The sequence below is a fragment of the Corallococcus sp. M7 genome, from assembly GCF_054512695.1.
Genome location: NZ_CM137252.1, coordinates 4,865,898 through 4,883,024, shown reverse-complemented (window position 1 = coordinate 4,883,024; position 17,127 = coordinate 4,865,898). Strand labels below are relative to the sequence as shown.

Here is a 17,127-nt window from a genome sequence, read left to right as displayed (position 1 = left end):
GGTTCAGGGCCGGACGATAGCGTCCGCGGGCACGGAACGCGCGCCTTGTTCCACCGCGCGCTGCCGGGCGGACCGGGACAGGGCCAGCGCCAGCCCCGTCACCACCATCACCAGGGGCACCGCACAGACGAGGTCGATGGCGTAGTGGAACCGCCCCGCCAGCGTCGCGAAGATGAGCCCCATGCCCGGGAAGAGCATCACCCAGAAGAACCGCCGGGCGAACCGGAACGCGTAGAAGAGCACCACCAGCATCACCCCGGTGTGCCCGGACGGGAAGCAGTCCCGGGTGTACACCGGCGTGCGCATCATGGACTCCAGCAGCGGCGTGAGGATCCACCCCTGCGTCGCCGGACTGTCGAACGCGCCAATGAGGAAGTACCGGGGCCCCACCGCCGGCACCAGCGAGTACGCCGCGTAGTTGAAGCCCAGCAGCAGGCCCAGCCCCAGCAGGTACTCGTCGAAGCCGGGCGTGGCTCCCCTGCCCCGGGCGTACAGGTAGATGCCCAGCAGCAGCGGCCACATGAAGTGCCCGTAGTAGCAGAGCATCAGCACGTCGTTGGCCCAGGGCGGAATCACGTGCGCCAGCGCCACCGAGACCTGGAAGCCGAACAGCTGCTGATCCACCGCGACGAGCTGGGCGTCCTTCAGCACCGGGTTCATCCAGTCCACGATGGGCCCCAGCCACCCGTGGGCCAGCGCCGACACCGGCAGGAGCCAGAAGTCCGCCACGATGGCGAGGAGCGGCTGACGCGGGAAGCGCGCCTCCAGCATGCGCACGGCCGGCAGGCCCAGCGCGAAGAAGAGGAAGAGGAGCGCGTTGCGGCCGGAGTGCGGCGCCCAGCGGGCCGGGCCCACGCACATCAGGGCGGCCACCGAGCAGGCCACCATGAGGACGAGGTCCACCTGCCGGAAGCGCACGAGCGCTTCGTCCGACGACGTCACGACGGGCCGCACGCGGCCTTCGCTGAATGACCAGATGCTCACGCCGATTTGCGCTCCCCCGGCGACTCGGCCGGCAGCTCGCCGGCCCCCCCGAGATTGAGGCTCCGCACCACCGCGCCCGACTCCTGCGCCACCGCGGACCGCCGCCCCTTCCACCGCTCCAACAGCGCCAGCATCGCCGGGAAGAACACCGTCGTTCCCAGGAAGGTGCTCACGACCCCCAGTAGGGCAATCTGTCCGATGCTGCGCAAGCCCTGATGGTTCGCCACGAGGAGCGCTCCGTAGCCCGCCGCGTTGGACAGGGTCGCCACCACCGCCGCGAAGCCGGTGTTGCGAACCACCCGGCCCAGCGACCCGGGGCCCTCCTCCTCGTACCGGTGGAACAGGTGCACCGAGTTGTCCACCGCGATGGCCAGCAGGTTGGGCAGCACCACCGCGTTGATGAAGTTGAGCTGGACATCGAACAGGTACATCCCGCCCGCCAGGCACGTCATGCCCAGGAACAGCGGGCCCGCCACCAGCAGCGCGCGCTTGAAGCTGCGCAGGCTGGCGAGGATGACCAGGAACACCACCACGGCCGCGGACCAGAGGATGAACGGCCCGTCCCCGCGCACCAGCGAGAAGATGCGCGCCGCGATGCGGTTGCTGTCCAGGACCGCCAGGTCGATCCCCTTCTCCTTCGCCCCGGCGATCACCTCGTTCAGCTGCCCCGCCCAGCGGTTCAGGTCCTGCGTGTCGTAGTTGGACACGGACGGGAACAGCAGGAGGAACATCCCCTTGCCGTCCAGCGCCTCGAAGCGGCGGCGCGCCTCCACCGGCAACTGGTCCAGGCCGTAGGGCTTCGCGTCCACCAGCTCCCGCAGGTCCTTCACGCGCGGGTCCTCCTGGGCGGACTTCGGCAGCCCGTCCAGCAGCGTCCGGATGCCGTCCATCTCCGCCTTGTGGCCCGCCACGTCGGAGGGCACCAGGTCGCTCAACGACGCGGTGCGCAGGAACACGGAGTTGGCGCCGTTCTTCGCCTTCACCTGGGCGATGACGGCCTCCACCTCGCGGACCTGCTCCAGCGTGTCCACCGCGAGGATGGCGGGGTTGAGCGGCGAGCCGATCTGCTCCGTGATGTGGTCGTCCAGCCGCGACGCCGGCGAGTCGCCCTTCAGGTTGCGCAGGTTGGTCTCGAAGCCCAGCCGGGGCGCGATGCCCACCGAGTACGCCGCGAAGCCCACCACCGACAGCGCCACCGCGACGATGACGCCCGTGGGCCAGCGCCGCCACTCCTTCGCCGGAGCCGGAGCCGGAGCCATGACGGGCTCGGAGGCCTCGGGCGGCGGGTGCCGCATCGCGGCGGAACGGGCGGATGCGCTCCGCGATGGCCAGCAGCGACGGGCCCAGCGCGTACGCGGACAGCACCGCCATCAGCACGCCCACGCCCGCGAGCAGGCCGAACTGCTGGAAGGCGTGGAACTGCGCCAGCACCAGCACGAAGAAGGCCGCCGCGTTGGTGAAGGCGGACGTGAGCGCCCCGCTGAAGGTGCCGCGCACCGCCGCCGTGAGCGCCTCCTTCACGCCGTGATGCTCGCGCTCCTCCCAGTAGCGCATGGCCAGGTGGACGCCGTACTCGATGCCCAGGCCGATGAGGATGGCGACGAGGAAGCCCGTCACGATGTTGAGGTGGCCGATGGCGCCCTGCGCGAACGCGAACGTCAGCATCAGCCCCACCATCACCGGCACGCCCACCACCGCCAGCGCGGAGATGCGCCGGGTGGCCAGCAGGATGAGGCCCACGGCGATGAACGCGGACAGGAGGCCCGCGTTGGACAGGTCGCGGCGCATCACCGCGTCCTCTTCGATGCGGTTCTGGAAGTTGCCCGTCGCCTCCAGCGTCACGCCCGGGTACTTCTCCGCCGCCAGCTTGCGGCCCGTGTCGAACACCGAGGCCACGAAGTCCCGCGCGAACCCCAGGTCCCCCGCCGTCCCCGACGGCTTGATCATCAGGTAGACCTCGGTGCCCTCCTTGTTCGACAGCGTCTCCGGCAGCGCCGTCGTGTCCGGGGTGTGCTTCTTCGCGATCTCCTCGAAGGTGGGCGGCGCTTCGTCCGTGCCCAGGTCCACGAAGAGGGGGCTGGCGCGCTCCTTCTCGTAGCGGACGCGGGCCTCCAGGTCCTGACGCAGCGAGGCGACCTCGGCCGTGGGTAGGAGAAGCAGGCCGTGGCGGCGGAAGAAGGCCACGTCATAGTGGTGCTCGACGTAGCGGACCGTCGGCAGGGCCTCCAGGCGCTTCTGGAACTCCGTGGCGTAGGCCTTCAGGGCCTCCGGGGCCGCCCCCTTGGCCATGATGACCAGGTAGCCGTCTCCACCCGCCTTCTCTGACACGCGTGTCAGATCCCGGACCTCCGGGGCACCCTCCGGGAGGAGCTCCACGAAGGACCCCCGGAACTCCAGCCGCGAGGCGAAGAAGCCCGCCGTGGCCGTCACCAGGGCGATGGCGAGCAGCACCTGCCAGGGGCGCGACATCGCTGCCTGGATGAAGCCCTCGAACCACCGCTGCCGTCGTGCTTGAGACACCGTCTGCTCCTCTGATGCCGGCCGACAAAGCAATAAGCCGGCCATGATCCAGGCCCCCGCAACAGACGGCCCCACTCGACCCATTCCCCGTGTGAACCCATGTGTGCCCTGGGTGCGGAAGCATCCACTGGCGAACGGAGGTCCGGGGGCGCGGCGTGCCACCAATGCGGCATGACTGTCAAGGCGCGCCCTGACACGGATGCCCCACACGCGATGCGATGGGACCGTCCCCGCCTTGACAGTGCGGATTTCCCTCTTTATTGACCCCCTCGCGTCGTCCCCCTGGGTGTTCGCGCGGCCGGGCAATCCGAACCTGGAACGCGCCCTGCACATGGAAAGCGGCTCGGATCACACCCTCCGACGCGTAAGAAAGACCACCATGAGCGACGTGTTCGACAAGTGCCGTACCTGGAAGGACTACCGCATCGCCAAGGCCACCGGCCTGTACCCGTACTTCCGGGCCATCGAGGCGTCGCACGGCGCCACGGAGGTGGAGATCGAGGGGCGGCGGGTCATCATGGTGGGCTCGAACAACTACCTGGGCCTGTCGGCGGATCCGCGCGTGAAGGAAGCGGCCATCAAGGCCACGGAGAAGTTCGGCACGACCTGCTCCGGTTCACGCCTGCTCAACGGCACGCTGGCGCTGCATGAGGAGCTGGAGGCGCGGCTGGCCAAGTTCCTCAACCGCGAGGCGGCCATCGTCATCTCCACCGGGTTCCAGACGAACCTGGCGCTGGCGTCCATCCTGGGCCGGCACGACATCGTGTTCAGCGACCGCGCGAACCACGCGTCCCTGGTGGACGGCGTGCGCCTGTCGTTCGCGACCGAGCGCAAGTTCCGCCACAACGACATGGATCACCTGGAGCAGCTGCTCGCCGCGGCGGAGCCGGGCGCCGGGAAGATCATCGTCACGGACGGCGTGTTCTCCATGGAGGGCGACGTCTGCAATCTGCCCCGCATCGTGGAGCTGTCCAAGCAGTACAACGCCCGCGTGATGACGGATGACGCCCACGCCATGGGCGTCTTGGGCGAGCTGGGCCGGGGCACCTCCGAGTACTTCGGGCTGGAGAAGGACGTGGACCTGGTGATGGGCACGTTCTCCAAGAGCTTCGCGTCGCTGGGCGGCGTGCTCGCGGGCCCCTTCGAGGTCATCAACTACATCCGCCACAAGGCGCGCTCGGTCATCTTCTCCGCGTCCATGACGCCCGCGTCCATCGCGGCGGCGCTCAAGGCCACGGAGATCATCGAGGCGGAGCCGCAGCGCCGCGAGCGCCTGCTGGACATCGCGGAGAAGATGCACAACGGCTTCCGCGCCATGGGCTTCGACACGGGCGTGTCGGTGACGCCGGTGGTGCCGGTGCACATCGGCGACCAGGTGAAGTGCTTCCGCTTCTGGCGCGCGCTGCACGAGGCGGGCGTGTTCGCCAACCCCGTCATTCCGCCGGCGGTGGAGGCGGGCCACGCGCTGATCCGCACCAGCTACATGGCCACGCACACGGACGCGCAGCTGGATCAGGTGCTGGACACCTTCGAGAAGATCGGCCGCAAGCTCAACGTCATCCCGGAGACGCGCCCCACGGTGTACGAGCCGGTGAAGATCGCCCGGCCGGGCAGCGCGGTGCGCAGCAACAAGGCGAGCGAGACGTGGGCGGCGGGCAGCGCGGGCCTGCTCGCGGACAAGGGCTTCAGCCTGGAGCAGCTGTCGCGGATGTCGTCGCGGGAGATGGCCGGGAAGTTCTTCGACGCGGTGGAGCAGCTCACCTGGCGCGCGGCGAACCTGCAGCCGGAGGACCTGCGGCGGCTGGGCGGCGCGCCCAAGAAGCTGTGGGAGAAGCGCAGCGAGCTGGGCGGCGTGCTCCTGGAGAAGGGCGCGCAGCTCTTCATGCGCAACGGCAGCGACGGTTCCGACGGCAACCAGGCCGAAAGGAACTGAGCCCCACCCATGGCCCACCCCGCCAAGCACGAAGCGTCCTCGCCTTCCGCCTCCATGCCCTCCGACGTGCAGGTGACCCCTGTGCGCGGCGCGGCGGACCGGACGGCGTTCATCCGGCTGCCGTACTCGCTCTACCGTGACGACCCGAACTGGGTGCCGCCGCTGGAGATGGAGCGCCGCGACTTCCTGGACCCGAAGAAGAACCCCTTCTTCGACTACGCCGAGGTGGAGCTGTTCCTCGCGCGCCGCGGGCAGGACGTGGTGGGCCGGGTGGCGGCCATCAAGAACCCGCGCCACATGGAGTTCCACGGCACGAAGGAGGGCTTCTTCGGCCTCTTCGAGTGCGTGAACGACGCGGGCGTGGCCCGGGGCCTGCTGGACGCGGCCAGCGCGTGGCTGAAGGCGCGCGGCATCGACACCGTGCTGGGGCCGGCCAACTTCTCCTCCAACCAGGACTGGGGCCTGCTCGTGGAGGGCTATGAGAGCCCTCCCGCGCTGATGATGCCCTACAACCCGGCGTACTACGCGGGCCTCCTGGAGACGTGCGGCTTCACCAAGGCGAAGGACCTGTTCGCCTACGAGCTGTCCTCGTCCACGCCGCCGCCGGAGAAGGTGGCGCGCATCGCGGAGAAGATCCGCCAGCGCGAGGGCGTCACCGTGCGCGCGGTGAACCTGAAGGACTTCCCCGCCGAGGTCGCCCGCATCAAGCAGATCTACAACGCGGCCTGGGAGAAGAACTGGGGCTTCATCCCCTTCACGGACCGCGAGTTCGAGCACATGGCCAAGGAGATGAAGGCCATCGTGCGTCCGGAGCTGGTGCTCATCGCGGAGGTGAAGGGCGAGCCCGTCGCCTTCTCCATGACGCTGCCGGACGCCAACGCGGCGTTCAAGGCGGCCAACGGGCGGCTGACGACGTTCGGCCTGCCCATTGGCCTGGTGAAGCTGGTGCTGGCGTCGCGCAAGCTCAAGCGGCTGCGCCTGCTCACGCTGGGCATCAAGGAGGGCTACCGGCGCCGCGGCCTGGACGCCATCCTCTACCTGGACACCCTGCGCACCGCGAAGGAGCTGGGGTACACGGGCGGGGAAATCTCCTGGACGCTGGAGGACAACCACCTGGTCAACCGCGCCATCGAGTCCATGGGCGGCCAGCGCTCCAAGACGTACCGCGTGTTCCAGCGGCCCGTCTGACGTCCCCCTGAAACACTTCCGCCCGGGCGCTTTGGGCACCCGGGCGGAAGGAATCACCAAGAAGCTGTTCGAAGCGCCCTGCCCGGCTTTTGCTACTTGGCCTGCGGCGCGGCGCCGGAACCCCCGGCGGCCGTCTCCTTCACGGAGGCCGCGCTGGTGTTGGCGTTCTCCTTCTCCAGTTGGGCGCGCTTGGACTTGAGCGTCGTCAGCAGGCCGTCAAAGCCCTTGGTGGAGAGGATCTTCTTGAACTGGCCGCTGTACGTGTCCACCAGCGACACCTCGTCGGTGATGACGTCGTAGATGCGCCAGTCGGCCTTGGGCGTGGCCTTGTAGAGGCGGTAGTTCACGGGCACCTGGTCCGTCTTCACGGTGAGCTCGGTGTCGACCGTGGCCTCGGTCCCCTGCACGCTCTCCTTGCCGTACTTCACGTCCGCCTTCGCCTGGCCGATCGCCTTCTGGGCGTACGAGGCGCGCAGCAGGCCCGTCATGGTCTCGGTGAACTCCTTGCGCTGGGCGGCGGTGAGGCCCGTCCAGGCCTTCTCGCCCAGGGCGCGCTTGGCGAGCTCCTCGAAGTCCACGAAGGACTCCACGACGGTCGCCAGGGACTGCACGGAGGCGCCAGGGGCGTTGGCCGCCTTCTGTACGGCGGCGTTGCCGTTCTTCACCACGTTGAGCGGGCTCACGGGGGCGGCGGCGAGCAGCGTGGCGGCAAGCAGGGAAGCAATCATATTGATGAAGCTCCGGGTTGAAGTTCAGGTGTCACGACACCTGTGAGGACTGGCAGCCTGAAAGGGTTATTCATCCGCCGTGGGGACGGCACCGGTGACGCGGGCGAGTGACGCCAATCCGACGCGCACGTCGTGCCAGCTCTTGCCGCGCTCGGCGGAGGCCTGGGCCAGCGCGGTGAAGGCGTCCACCAGCTCCCGCGTGTCGCCGGTGCCCAGGTCGAAGGCGGCGTAGGCGGCGGTGGCCCAGCGCTTCGCGTTCTTCTCCGCCTCCGTGAAGGACTTCGCCCGCGCGTAGGCCGCGGCGAGCTGGCTCTGCACCTGCGTCACCTCCAGCCGGATGCCCGCCTTGAGCGTCTGTTCCTGCGCGTGCATCTTGTCCAGCTCCGCGCGGGCCTGCTCCAGCTGTGCGTCCTTGATGGGGATGTCGAAGGTGCCCCGGATGACCAGGCCCAGGCCCGCGGTGCGGTCGTTGAACGGGTCGTACGCGAAGGGGCTGCGCTGGCGCGTGGCGCTGCTCGTCCAGCGCACGTCGTAGTAACCCGCGAGTCCCAGGTCCGGGTAGTAGCTGCGCTCGCGGATGATGACCTCCTGCTCGCGCGCGATGATGCCCGCGGCGATGGCCTTCAGCTCCGGACGGCGCTCGTTGGCCAGCTTCAGCGAGCTCTCCAGGTCGGGCACGTTCACTTCACCCTGGAGCGGCAGGTCCTCCTCCACCACCTCCACCTGCTCGTCCGGGCCCGCGCTGGCCAGGAGCCGGATGGCGGTGAGCGCGAACTGCTCGCCCTGGATGGCGGTGGCGCGCTGCGACTCCACCAGCTGGCGGAAGTACCCCAGCTTGTAGGTGTCCAGCTTCGTCACCTGATCCGAGTCCTCCTTGAGGAGCGCGTCGATCTTGTCGCCCGCGTCCTTCAGGCGCTTGGACACATCCTCCAGCTGCTTCAGCCCAGCCCGCGCCAATTGGTAGCCGTAGTACGCCTGCGCGGCCTGGAAGCCGGCCTCCGCGCGCACGCGCTCGCGCAGCGCCGCGCCCACCTTGGGGCCCTGCTCTCCCGCCTTCTCCAGCGCGGAGAGCTTGCCGAAGGTGTACAGCGGTAGCACCGCGTTACCGGTGGAGAACACCGTCACGCCCACCTTGCCGAAGTTCCAGTCGCCCTCCAGCGACGCCTCCGTGGTGGGCGGGCCGCCCAGGCCGTCGTTGCGCGCCTCGGGGACGGGGCCGCCCGCGCCCAGGGTGATCTCGAAGCGGGGGAACCACGCCCAGCGGGCCTGATCATGGAGCGCCTGGAACTTGCGCAGCTCCGCGCTGGCCTCCGCCACGCGCGCGTCCTGCGTGCGCGCCCGCGCCACCAGTTGGGCCAGGGTGATGGGCCCCTTCAAGGGCTTCGTGGCCGGGGTGGTGCCCGGGGCCTGGGCCTCCTCCGGGGGGCCCCGGGGCGTGCCGGGGGTGAGGTCGCCGCGCGCGCCGTCGCCCGAGCCGGGAGACGGGGAGGACGTGCCCAGGTCTTGCGCGCCCGGGGTGGCGGCGGGCGGCCTGGGCGTCCCGGTGGTGGCGCCCTGGGCGGCGTTGCCCGGCTCGGCGGCCGGGCCCGGGTTCACGGTGGAGGGGCTGGGCAGCGGCGCGCGCGTGCCCGGGGTGGGGTTGGCGGCGGACGAACCGGTGCCCGTGGGGCCGGGGGCCGGGGTGCTACCGGGCGAGGGGGTGGGCACGGTGCCCGGGGACAGGTTGCCGGGCGAGGGAGACGCGGTCCCCGGCGCCCCTGTTCCAGGAGCATTCGAGGGGGCCGTCGTGGGCGAGATCTGCGCGCCCGCCACGCCACCGGTGAGCATCATTGCCACTGCGACGACCTTGCCGACTTCTCTGCCCATGCTGTGGTCCGCCTCGTGTGCGGCCGGGCATATCCGGAAGCCCGCGACGGTGCAGCATTTCTGTGCAGAGGGCGTAACAGTCGCGGACACTCCGTTCAGACAAAGCTTTGTGGGCGCGGGCAACGAACGCAGAATCCCGCGCCGGTTTCGACGCCTTCCTTCAAGGAAAACCCCATGGCCTACACCGACCGCGTCAAGCAGATCCTCTCCTGGTATCCCTCCGACAACCCCGGCACGCTGACGAACCTGGCGCGCCTCCTGAACCACGGCACGCTCGCCGGCACGGGCAAGCTGGTCATCCTGCCGGTGGATCAGGGCTTCGAGCACGGCCCCGCGCGCTCCTTCGGTCCCAACCCCGCTGGATATGATCCGGACTACCACGCGCAGCTGGCCATCGACTCCGGCTGCAACGCGTACGCGGCGCCGCTGGGCTTCCTGGAGGCCGTCGCGGGCAAGCTGGCCGGTGAGATTCCCCTCATCCTGAAGGTGAACAACTCTGACACGCTGGCCAAGACGGCCGCGCCCATGTCCGCGGTGACGTCGTCCGTGAAGGACGCGGTGCGCCTGGGCTGCACGGCGGTGGGCTACACCATCTACCCGGGCTCCGCGGCCCGCAACGAGCAGTACCAGGACCTGCGCGACATCATCGCGGAGGCCAAGTCCTACGGCCTGCCCACGGTGCTCTGGGCCTACCCGCGCGGCGCGCTGTCCAAGGAGGGCGAGACGGCCATCGACGTGGTGGCGTACGCGGCGCAGATCTCCGCGCAGCTGGGCGCGCACGTCATCAAGGTGAAGCCGCCCACGGACTTCCTGGAGCAGGCGGAGGCGAAGAAGGCCTTCGAGAAGGCGAACATCCCCACCAAGACGCTCGCGGACCGCGTGCGCGAGGTGGTGCGCTCCGCGTTCAACGGCAAGCGCATCGTCATCTTCTCCGGCGGCGAGGCGAAGGAGACGTCCGCCCTCATGGAGGACATCAAGCAGATCCACCAGGGTGGCGGCTTCGGCTCCATCATGGGCCGCAACGCCTTCCAGCGTCCGCACGCCGAGTCGCTCAAGCTGCTCAAGGACGTGATGAACGTCTTCGCGGGCAAGTAGTCTCTCGCGCGGTCATCCGTGGCGTGGCGCCCTTCCCGGCCTGACGCAGCCGGGACGGGCGCCAGGCTCGCGGGACCGTTTCGCCGTGAACGCTGGCGGGCTGGCAGGCCATGGAGCGGCCGGCCCCCGCGTTCGTCCCCTGGCCTCCCCGAGGGGCTTCGATTAGGCAACGGGGATGAGTCACGGCTCCAGGACGCCCGGTGATGTCGGCGCGGAAGCGTCCGCGTCGAGGCCGGACGTCGCCGACCCTGCGGCTCGGGAGGTCCTGGCCGGGGGCGGAGAGATGGGCGCCCTGATGCGGTCCATGGACTGGTCGAAGACGCCGCTCGGTCCGGTGTCCTCCTGGCCGCAGTCCCTGCGCACCATCGCCAGCGCCTGCCTCAACTCGGGCTTCCCCATGATGGTCTTCTGGGGGCCGGAGCTGGTGAAGCTCTACAACGACGCCTACCGCCCCATGCTGGGCGGCAAGCACCCCTTCGCCATGGGACGGTCCGGCCGCGAGGTCTGGGCGGAGATCTGGGACGTCATCGGCCCGATGATCGAACAGGTCCGGACCGAAGGCCGCGCCACGCTGGCGGAAGACCAGCAGCTCTTCCTGGAGCGGGCCGGCTTCCTGGAGGAGACCTACTTCACCTTCTCCTACAGCCCCGTCCGCGACGAGTCCGGCGCCGTCAACGGAGTGCTGGACACGGCGGTGGAGACCACCAGCCAGGTGCTGGACTCGCGCCGCCTGCGGACGCTGCAGGAGATGGCGTCACGCGCGGGCGGGAGCATCCGGGTCCATGACGCCGCCACGCACGGCATGGAGGCGCTCGCCACCAACCCCGCGGACCTCCCGTTCGCGCTGCTCTACCTCGTGGAGGCGGATGGCACCCAGGCGCGGCTGGTGGGGCGCATGGGCCTGGAGGGGGACGGCGCCTTCTGTCCCGGGGAGGTGGGCCTGGAGCCGGGCGCGGCCTCCCCCTGGCCCCTGGCCCAGGTGATCCGCTCCAGGCAGGCCGAGCAGGTCCAGGGACTGGAAGCACGCTTCGGTCCCCTCCCCCTGCGAGGCGGCGTGCCGCAGCCGAGAGCCGCGCTCGTCCTGCCCATGGCCCGGCCCGGTGAGCCGAATCCCCTGGGCGTGCTCGTGCTGGGCATGTCTCCGCGGGTGCCCGCGGATGCGTCGTACCTGTCGTTCCTGGAGCTGGCCGCCAGCGGCCTGGGCGCCGCCATCGCCGGAGCCCGCGCGCACGAGGACGTCCGGCGGCAGGCGGAGGCGCTGGCGGAGCTGGACCGGGCGAAGACGGCCTTCTTCTCCAACGTCAGCCACGAGTTCCGCACGCCGCTGACGCTGATGCTGGGGCCGCTGGGGGACGTGCTCGCGGACGTGGAGCACCCGCTGTTACCCGCGCACCGCGAGCGGCTGACGCTCGTCCAGCGCAACAGCCAGCGGTTGCACAAGCTGGTGAACAGCCTGCTCGACTTCAGCCGCCTGGAGGCGGGCCGGATGCGGGCCATCTTCGAGCCCACGGACCTGGGGCCGCTCACCGCGGGGCTCGCGAGCGCGTTCGACTCACTGACGAGGAAGGCGGGGCTGGGGCTCCAGGTGGACTGCCCCTCCCTGCCCACCCCTGTCTGGGTGGACCGCGATCTCTGGGAGAAGGTGGTCCTCAACCTGCTCTCCAATGCCTTCAAGTTCACCTTCGAGGGCACCCTCACCGTCCGGCTCCGCGAGCGCGGCGACCGGGTGGAGCTGTCCGTCAGCGACACGGGCACGGGCATCCCCGCGCACGAGCTGCCCCGCGTCTTCGACCGCTTCCACCGGGTGGAGGGCGTGCGGGGCCGCAGCCATGAAGGCAGCGGCATTGGACTGGCGCTCGTGCGGGAGCTGGTGGAGCTGCACGGCGGCCAGGTCTCCGTGGAGAGCACGCTGGACCTGGGCAGCACCTTCACCGTGTCCCTGCCCACCGGCACGGCGCACCTGCCGCCCGAGCAGCTGCGGGCGACCTCGCGGGAGGCCGTCCGGGCCCCGAATCCGGAGGTCTTCGTCCAGGAGGCGGCGCTGTGGCTGTCGGACGTGCAGGACACGCCCGTGCCCGTGCCCGTCCCGGAGGCGCCGCCGGGAGTCGTGCGGGGGCACGTGCTGGTGGCGGACGACAACGCGGACATGCGCGACTACGTGCGGCGGTCGCTGGAGGGGCGCTTCCGGGTGACGACCGTGGCGGACGGCAACGCCGCGCTGACCATGGCCCGGCAGCACCCGCCGGACGTGGTGCTGTCGGACGTGATGATGCCGGGGCTGGACGGCTTCGGGCTGCTGCGCGCGCTGAAGTCGGATCCGCGCACGGCCCACGTCCCCGTCATCCTCCTGTCCGCGCGCGCGGGCGAGGAGGCGAAGGTGGAGGGCCTCACCGCCGGCGCGGACGACTACCTGGTGAAGCCCTTCGGCGTGCGCGAACTGGTGGCCCGCCTGGAGGGAACGGTGAACGCCGCGCGGGCGCGTGCCCAGCGCGAGGAGCTGCTCCAGGCGCTCAAGCTGTCGGAGACGCGCTACCGGCTGGCCACCCGGGCCACGAAGGACGCCGTGTGGGACCTGGACCTGAGCACCCAGCAGCTCACCTGGAGCGAGGGCATCCACACGCTCTTCGGCTATCCGCCCGGCACGGTGCCCACCGCGCTGGACTGGTGGACGGACGCCGTCCACCCGGAGGACCGGAAGCAGGCCATCGAAAGCCTCCACGCCGCCGCGGAGGCGCCCGAAGGCAGCGACTGGCGCGCCCAGTACCGCTTCCGCAAGGCGGATGGCACCTATGCCCAGGTGGAGGACCGGGGCTGGGTGGTGCGGGATGCCTCCGGCACCGCGCTGCGCATGGTGGGGGCCATGCAGGACGTCACCCTGCGCAAGGCCGCGGAGGACGCCCTGCGCCGCAGCGAGGAGGAGTTCCGCACGCTCGCGGAGGCGCTGCCGGAGGCCGTCTTCGTCACCGCCCCGGATGGCTCGGTCACCTACGTGAACGGCGTGCTGACGGAGGAGACCGGCGTCACCGCGGAGACGCTGTTGCACCGGGGCTACCGCTACATCGTCCATCCCGACGACATGGCCTCCAGCGGCCGGACCTGGATGGAGGCCCTCGCGCGCGGCGACCGCTTCCAGGCCGAGCACCGGGTGCGCTACCGGGACGGTCTGTACCGCTGGCACCTGGTGCGCGCCTTGTCCGTGAAGGACGCGGAGGGCCGGATCATCAAGTGGGTGGGCACCTCCATGGATGTCCACGAGCTGCGCCAGGCCCAGGCCCAGCAGCAGCAGCGCGCGGACTTCGAACAGCAGCTCATCGGCATCGTCAGCCACGACCTGCGCAACCCCGTGAGCGCCATCCTCCTGGGCGCCGCCAGCCTCATGCGCCGCGAGGAGCTGGACGAGCGCAGCACCAAGGCCGTCAGCCGCATCCAGTCCGCCGCCGAGCGGGCCCACCGGATGATCCGCGACCTGCTCGACTTCACCCAGGCGCGCCTGGGCGGCGGGCTGCACATCCAGCGGCGGGCGTCGGACCTGCACGAAATCGTGGACGGCATGCTGGAGGAGATTGAAGCCACGCACCCGGACCGGGAGATCCGCCGGCGCCGGAGTGGCAGCGGCCTGGGCACGTGGGACCCGGACCGGCTGGGGCAGCTGGCCCAGAACCTGGTGACCAACGCGCTGAAGTACAGCCCCCGGGACACGGCCGTCCGGGTGGAGACCCACGGCGAGGCCGACGCCGTGACGCTGTCCATCCACAACGCGGGGGCGCCCATCCCCCCGGAGCGGATGAGCCGCCTCTTCCAGCCGCTGCAGCGTCCCAGCGGCGAGGTGGACCACAGCAGCCGGAGCATCGGCCTGGGGCTCTACATCGTGAAACAGCTGGTGGAGGCCCACCGGGGCACCATCACCGTGGAGTCCACCGCCGACGCGGGGACCACCTTCACCGTGCGGCTGCCCCGCGACGTCCCGGCGAACGTGTAGCGAGGGAAGCCAGGGCGCGGCTCCCCGCCGGACGCGCCAAAAGCAAAAGGCCCGCGAGATTTCTCTCGCGGGCCTCTCTCACTTCAGTGTGGAGCTAACCGGGATCGAACCGGTGACCTCTTGAATGCCATTCAAGCGCTCTCCCAGCTGAGCTATAGCCCCTTCTCTTCTGCTGCGTGCTGCCCGGCCCGCCGTGGGGGGCGGTCCGTGCCGTGAGGCGGCGCGACTTCTACGGCTTCTTCGTCCCGGACGCCACAACTTTTTGCGGCTTCGCGACGGTTTTTACCTTCAAACGATCCGCCACCTCTTCTCCTTCCCGCAGCAGGTCGGTGAGGGACGCGGCGTGGTCCGCCGCCGCCTTCTCCGCCGCCGCGATGTTCTGGAGCAGCCGGCCGAAGTTCGCGGGCAGCTCCAGCCGGCCTGCCTGGACGGCCTGCCAGACGGCCTCGCCCAGCTCGCGGTGGGTCTGCTCCTTCTTGTCCTTGAGGAAGGCCGCCTTGCCGTTGGCCCGCGCCAGCTCCGTGTTGCGCTCGACGGCCTCCCGCAGCTTGGCCAGCTTGGCCTCGGCCGCCTGGAAGGCTTCGTTGATCTGCCGCATCACTTCCGTCTGCTTCGGATCTGCCGCCACGGCTGTCACCCTCGGGAGAGGAGAAGGTCGTTCGTGCGTAACGTGGCGGCTCGGCGACTGTCAACCCGCCTTGCGGACCAGCCGGGCGGCGAAGAAGCCCCCGCCGGGGACCCGGGGCGGCAGCGCGCGCAGGTAGGGACCGTCCACGCCCACCAGGAGCTCCGGTGCCCAGCCCTCCCCCACCGGCTCCAGGGCGAAGCCGGGGTGCTTCTTCAGGAAGCCCTCCACCACCGCGTCGTTCTCCTCCGGCAGCACGGAGCACGTGGCGTAGACGATGCGAGCGCCGGGCTTCACCTGCGCGGCCACCTCCGCGAGCAACTGGGACTGCGTGGCCTGGAACTCGGTGATGGCCTTCGCGGACAGCTTCCACTTCTGATCCGGCTCGCGCGCCAGGGACCCCGTGCCGCTGCACGGCGCGTCCACCAGCACCACGTCCACGTCCCCCAGCGGCACCGGGTGCGGGAACGACACCTGCTTCAGGCCGAACTCGCGCACGCGGTCGCGCGCGTCGGAGAGACGCCGCTTGGAGCGGTCCCCCGCGAGCACCTTCCCCTTCGCGCCCACCAGATCCGCGAGCCCCAGCGTCTTGCCGCCGGCCCCCGCGCACACGTCCGCCACCGCCAGCCCCGTCAGGGTCGCTCCGGGTGGCAGGCACGCCAGGACGATGAGCTGACTGCCCACGTCCTGCACCTGGAGCCGCCGGGCCTTCATCGTCCGGGACTCGAAGATGCGGTGGCTTGCGTCCGAGACCCGCAGCGCGTCCGGAGCGCAGGGCACCGCCTCCGCCGCCACGCCCTCCTCCGCCAGCGCCGCGAGCACCGCGTCGCGAGTGCCCGGGGGCCGCGCGCGGAAGTGCAGCGACGGCTCCTCGTCCAGGGACGCCATCAACCCCGCGAGCGTTGCTTCCGGATACACCTGCGCCAGCCGCTGCGTGAGCCAGCCCGGGAACGAGTACCGGGTGGCCAGCCGCTCGACGAGGGCCTCCGCGCCCTCCACCGCGGCGGGCTCCGCGAGGGGCTTCGTCACCAGCCCCTCCAGCACCGCGTCATGCAGCGTGCGAGGCCGAACCGGCCCCGGCAGCTTCACCTCCGGACCGATGCGCGCCCAGCCCTCGCCACAGAAGAGGCGCCGCCAGAGCGTGTAGCGCACCAGCGCCTGATCCTCCGTGAGCGCGTGCTTGCCCGGGGAGTGCCCCAACTGCCGCGCCGCCAGGTCCAGCAGCCGCGTGTGCCGGGACAGCTCGCGCGCCGCCAGGGCCACGAAGCGCCGCTCCTGTCCGCCCAGTCCCTCCGCCTCCCGCAGCGCGGTGGCGAGCGCGGCCTTCAGCGGCTCGCCCTTGAGGACGGCGATGTGCGTCTCCACCGCCGCGGTGGCCGCGCGCCGGGACGGACGCCCCAGGCGTGACGGCTCATGCGGCGTGGGCCAGAGGGGAATGTCCACGGATGACCTCTACGCCTGGCCGCGCAGCGGAACGCACACGGCCAGCGCACCGGCGCGCGTCTTCACCTGGGGCGACGCGCCCTGGGAGAGGAACAGGTAGCACGGCGCGGCATAACGCTCGCCGTCCAGCTCCAGGTCGCCCTCCAGGAGGAGGACGCCATGGGCGGACTGGGAGCGGCTCCAGGGGAAGGCTGCTTCGGCGTCCAGCCGCATCCAGGTCCGGGCGCCGTCCGGAGCCGGATCGGCCCACTTCACTCCAGGTGATGCCTCAATCCACTCAGAGGAATCCCTGGCCACGGGCTCCCGGGCGGCGGCGACCACCTGGCGCTTGAGCCCCAGGAAGCGCTCCACCAGCTCCATGATGTCGTCCACCTGGAAGGGCTTGATCAGCAGCGCGTCCGGCACGGAGGGGTGCAGGACCTGGGCGACCTCGTCCGGACCGGCGGCGCTGACGATGGCCACCGGGTGGCGCTGCCGGCGCGCGGCCTCCAGGACACCCCGGCCGTCCGTGTGCCCTCCGGCGATGCGCATGTCGGTCATCACCAACTCGAAGCGGTCCGCCGCCAGGGCGCGCAGCGCTTCGTCGAGGGTGCCCACCGCCTGCACGTCCGCAAGCTCGGCGACCAGCTCTCCCATTCCCTCCCGGAGGCTCGGATCATCCTCGACCAGCAGGACCTTCATCGCGTCTTCCAGCGCGGGGGACAGGGGAGCGCTTTCACGTTCGGGCGGCCCGGAAGGACGGCATGGTGGGCGCCGGGTCTGCGTT

Annotated in this window: 12 protein-coding genes, 1 tRNA gene and 1 pseudogene; 5 read left to right on the top strand and 9 right to left on the bottom strand. The window is 70.6% G+C overall.

Annotated elements, in window-relative coordinates:
* Window positions 1–3: 3 nt before the first annotated feature.
* From ACX114_RS19675 to ACX114_RS19665, 3 genes and pseudogenes are all read right to left on the bottom strand, one after another.
* Entirely contained in the window at window positions 4–984 is a 981-nt protein-coding gene (locus tag ACX114_RS19675) for a phosphatase PAP2 family protein (RefSeq protein WP_459300207.1), read from the bottom strand.
* Complete coding sequence (locus ACX114_RS19670) at window positions 981–2,243, bottom strand: MMPL family transporter (RefSeq protein ID WP_459299941.1); 1,263 nt, start codon at window positions 2,241–2,243, stop codon at window positions 981–983. The genes ACX114_RS19675 and ACX114_RS19670 overlap by 4 nt, the downstream gene beginning before the upstream one ends.
* Window positions 2,244–2,343: 100 nt before the next feature.
* Window positions 2,344–2,931 (bottom strand): annotated as a pseudogene (locus ACX114_RS19665) (MMPL family transporter); the annotation flags it as partial.
* 13 nt (window positions 2,932–2,944) lie between these two features.
* On the opposite strand from ACX114_RS19665, the gene ACX114_RS19660 reads away from it, so the two are divergent.
* From ACX114_RS19660 to ACX114_RS19650, 3 genes are all read left to right on the top strand, one after another.
* Window positions 2,945–3,082, top strand: coding sequence for a hypothetical protein (locus ACX114_RS19660; RefSeq protein ID WP_459299939.1), 138 nt, complete (start codon window positions 2,945–2,947; stop codon window positions 3,080–3,082).
* Between the two features lie 801 nt (window positions 3,083–3,883).
* Window positions 3,884–5,437, top strand: coding sequence for an aminotransferase class I/II-fold pyridoxal phosphate-dependent enzyme (locus ACX114_RS19655; RefSeq protein WP_459299937.1), 1,554 nt, complete (start codon window positions 3,884–3,886; stop codon window positions 5,435–5,437).
* A 9-nt stretch (window positions 5,438–5,446) separates the two neighbouring features.
* On the top strand, window positions 5,447–6,625 hold the full coding sequence (locus ACX114_RS19650) for an N-acetyltransferase (RefSeq protein ID WP_459299935.1): 1,179 nt from the start codon (window positions 5,447–5,449) through the stop codon (window positions 6,623–6,625).
* A gap of 92 nt (window positions 6,626–6,717) precedes the next feature.
* On the opposite strand, the gene ACX114_RS19645 is transcribed toward ACX114_RS19650, so the two are convergent.
* On the bottom strand, window positions 6,718–7,353 hold the full coding sequence (locus ACX114_RS19645; RefSeq protein WP_459299933.1) for an MlaC/ttg2D family ABC transporter substrate-binding protein: 636 nt from the start codon (window positions 7,351–7,353) through the stop codon (window positions 6,718–6,720).
* Between the two features lie 66 nt (window positions 7,354–7,419).
* A complete protein-coding gene (locus tag ACX114_RS19640) occupies window positions 7,420–9,219 on the bottom strand; it encodes a TolC family protein (RefSeq protein ID WP_459299931.1) in 1,800 nt (599 codons plus the stop codon).
* Window positions 9,220–9,393: 174 nt separating this feature from the next.
* On the opposite strand from ACX114_RS19640, the gene ACX114_RS19635 reads away from it, so the two are divergent.
* Both ACX114_RS19635 and ACX114_RS19630 read left to right on the top strand, forming a co-directional pair.
* A complete protein-coding gene (locus tag ACX114_RS19635; protein WP_459299929.1) occupies window positions 9,394–10,314 on the top strand; it encodes a class I fructose-bisphosphate aldolase in 921 nt (306 codons plus the stop codon).
* A 304-nt stretch (window positions 10,315–10,618) separates the two neighbouring features.
* Window positions 10,619–14,293: an ATP-binding protein gene (locus tag ACX114_RS19630; protein WP_459299927.1), complete on the top strand. Its 3,675-nt coding sequence runs from the start codon at window positions 10,619–10,621 to the stop codon at window positions 14,291–14,293.
* A gap of 89 nt (window positions 14,294–14,382) precedes the next feature.
* Here ACX114_RS19630 and ACX114_RS19625 read toward each other — a convergent pair.
* From ACX114_RS19625 to ACX114_RS19610, 4 genes are all read right to left on the bottom strand, one after another.
* Window positions 14,383–14,455 (bottom strand) — tRNA-Ala (locus tag ACX114_RS19625).
* A 67-nt stretch (window positions 14,456–14,522) separates the two neighbouring features.
* The gene (locus ACX114_RS19620; protein ID WP_206794863.1) at window positions 14,523–14,921 is read right to left on the bottom strand and encodes a hypothetical protein; all 399 of its coding nucleotides are present in this window, start codon (window positions 14,919–14,921) and stop codon (window positions 14,523–14,525) included.
* 60 nt (window positions 14,922–14,981) lie between these two features.
* On the bottom strand, window positions 14,982–16,361 hold the full coding sequence (locus tag ACX114_RS19615) for an RsmB/NOP family class I SAM-dependent RNA methyltransferase (RefSeq protein WP_459299924.1): 1,380 nt from the start codon (window positions 16,359–16,361) through the stop codon (window positions 14,982–14,984).
* 9 nt (window positions 16,362–16,370) lie between these two features.
* A complete protein-coding gene (locus ACX114_RS19610) occupies window positions 16,371–17,042 on the bottom strand; it encodes a response regulator (protein WP_459299922.1) in 672 nt (223 codons plus the stop codon).
* Between the last annotated feature and the right edge of the window lie 85 nt (window positions 17,043–17,127).

Excerpts from the sequence above, each read along its gene's own strand:
- ACX114_RS19635 (WP_459299929.1), top strand. The coding sequence starts at position 9,394 with ATGGCCTACACCGACCGCGTCAAGCAGATCCTCTCCTGGTATCCCTCC.
- ACX114_RS19645 (WP_459299933.1), bottom strand. The coding sequence starts at position 7,353 with ATGATTGCTTCCCTGCTTGCCGCCACGCTGCTCGCCGCCGCCCCCGTG.
- ACX114_RS19655 (WP_459299937.1), top strand. The coding sequence starts at position 3,884 with ATGAGCGACGTGTTCGACAAGTGCCGTACCTGGAAGGACTACCGCATC.
- ACX114_RS19650 (WP_459299935.1), top strand. The coding sequence starts at position 5,447 with ATGGCCCACCCCGCCAAGCACGAAGCGTCCTCGCCTTCCGCCTCCATG.
- ACX114_RS19670 (WP_459299941.1), bottom strand. The coding sequence starts at position 2,243 with ATGGCTCCGGCTCCGGCTCCGGCGAAGGAGTGGCGGCGCTGGCCCACG.
- ACX114_RS19630 (WP_459299927.1), top strand. The coding sequence starts at position 10,619 with ATGGACTGGTCGAAGACGCCGCTCGGTCCGGTGTCCTCCTGGCCGCAG.
- ACX114_RS19640 (WP_459299931.1), bottom strand. The coding sequence starts at position 9,219 with ATGGGCAGAGAAGTCGGCAAGGTCGTCGCAGTGGCAATGATGCTCACC.
- ACX114_RS19610 (WP_459299922.1), bottom strand. The coding sequence starts at position 17,042 with ATGAAGGTCCTGCTGGTCGAGGATGATCCGAGCCTCCGGGAGGGAATG.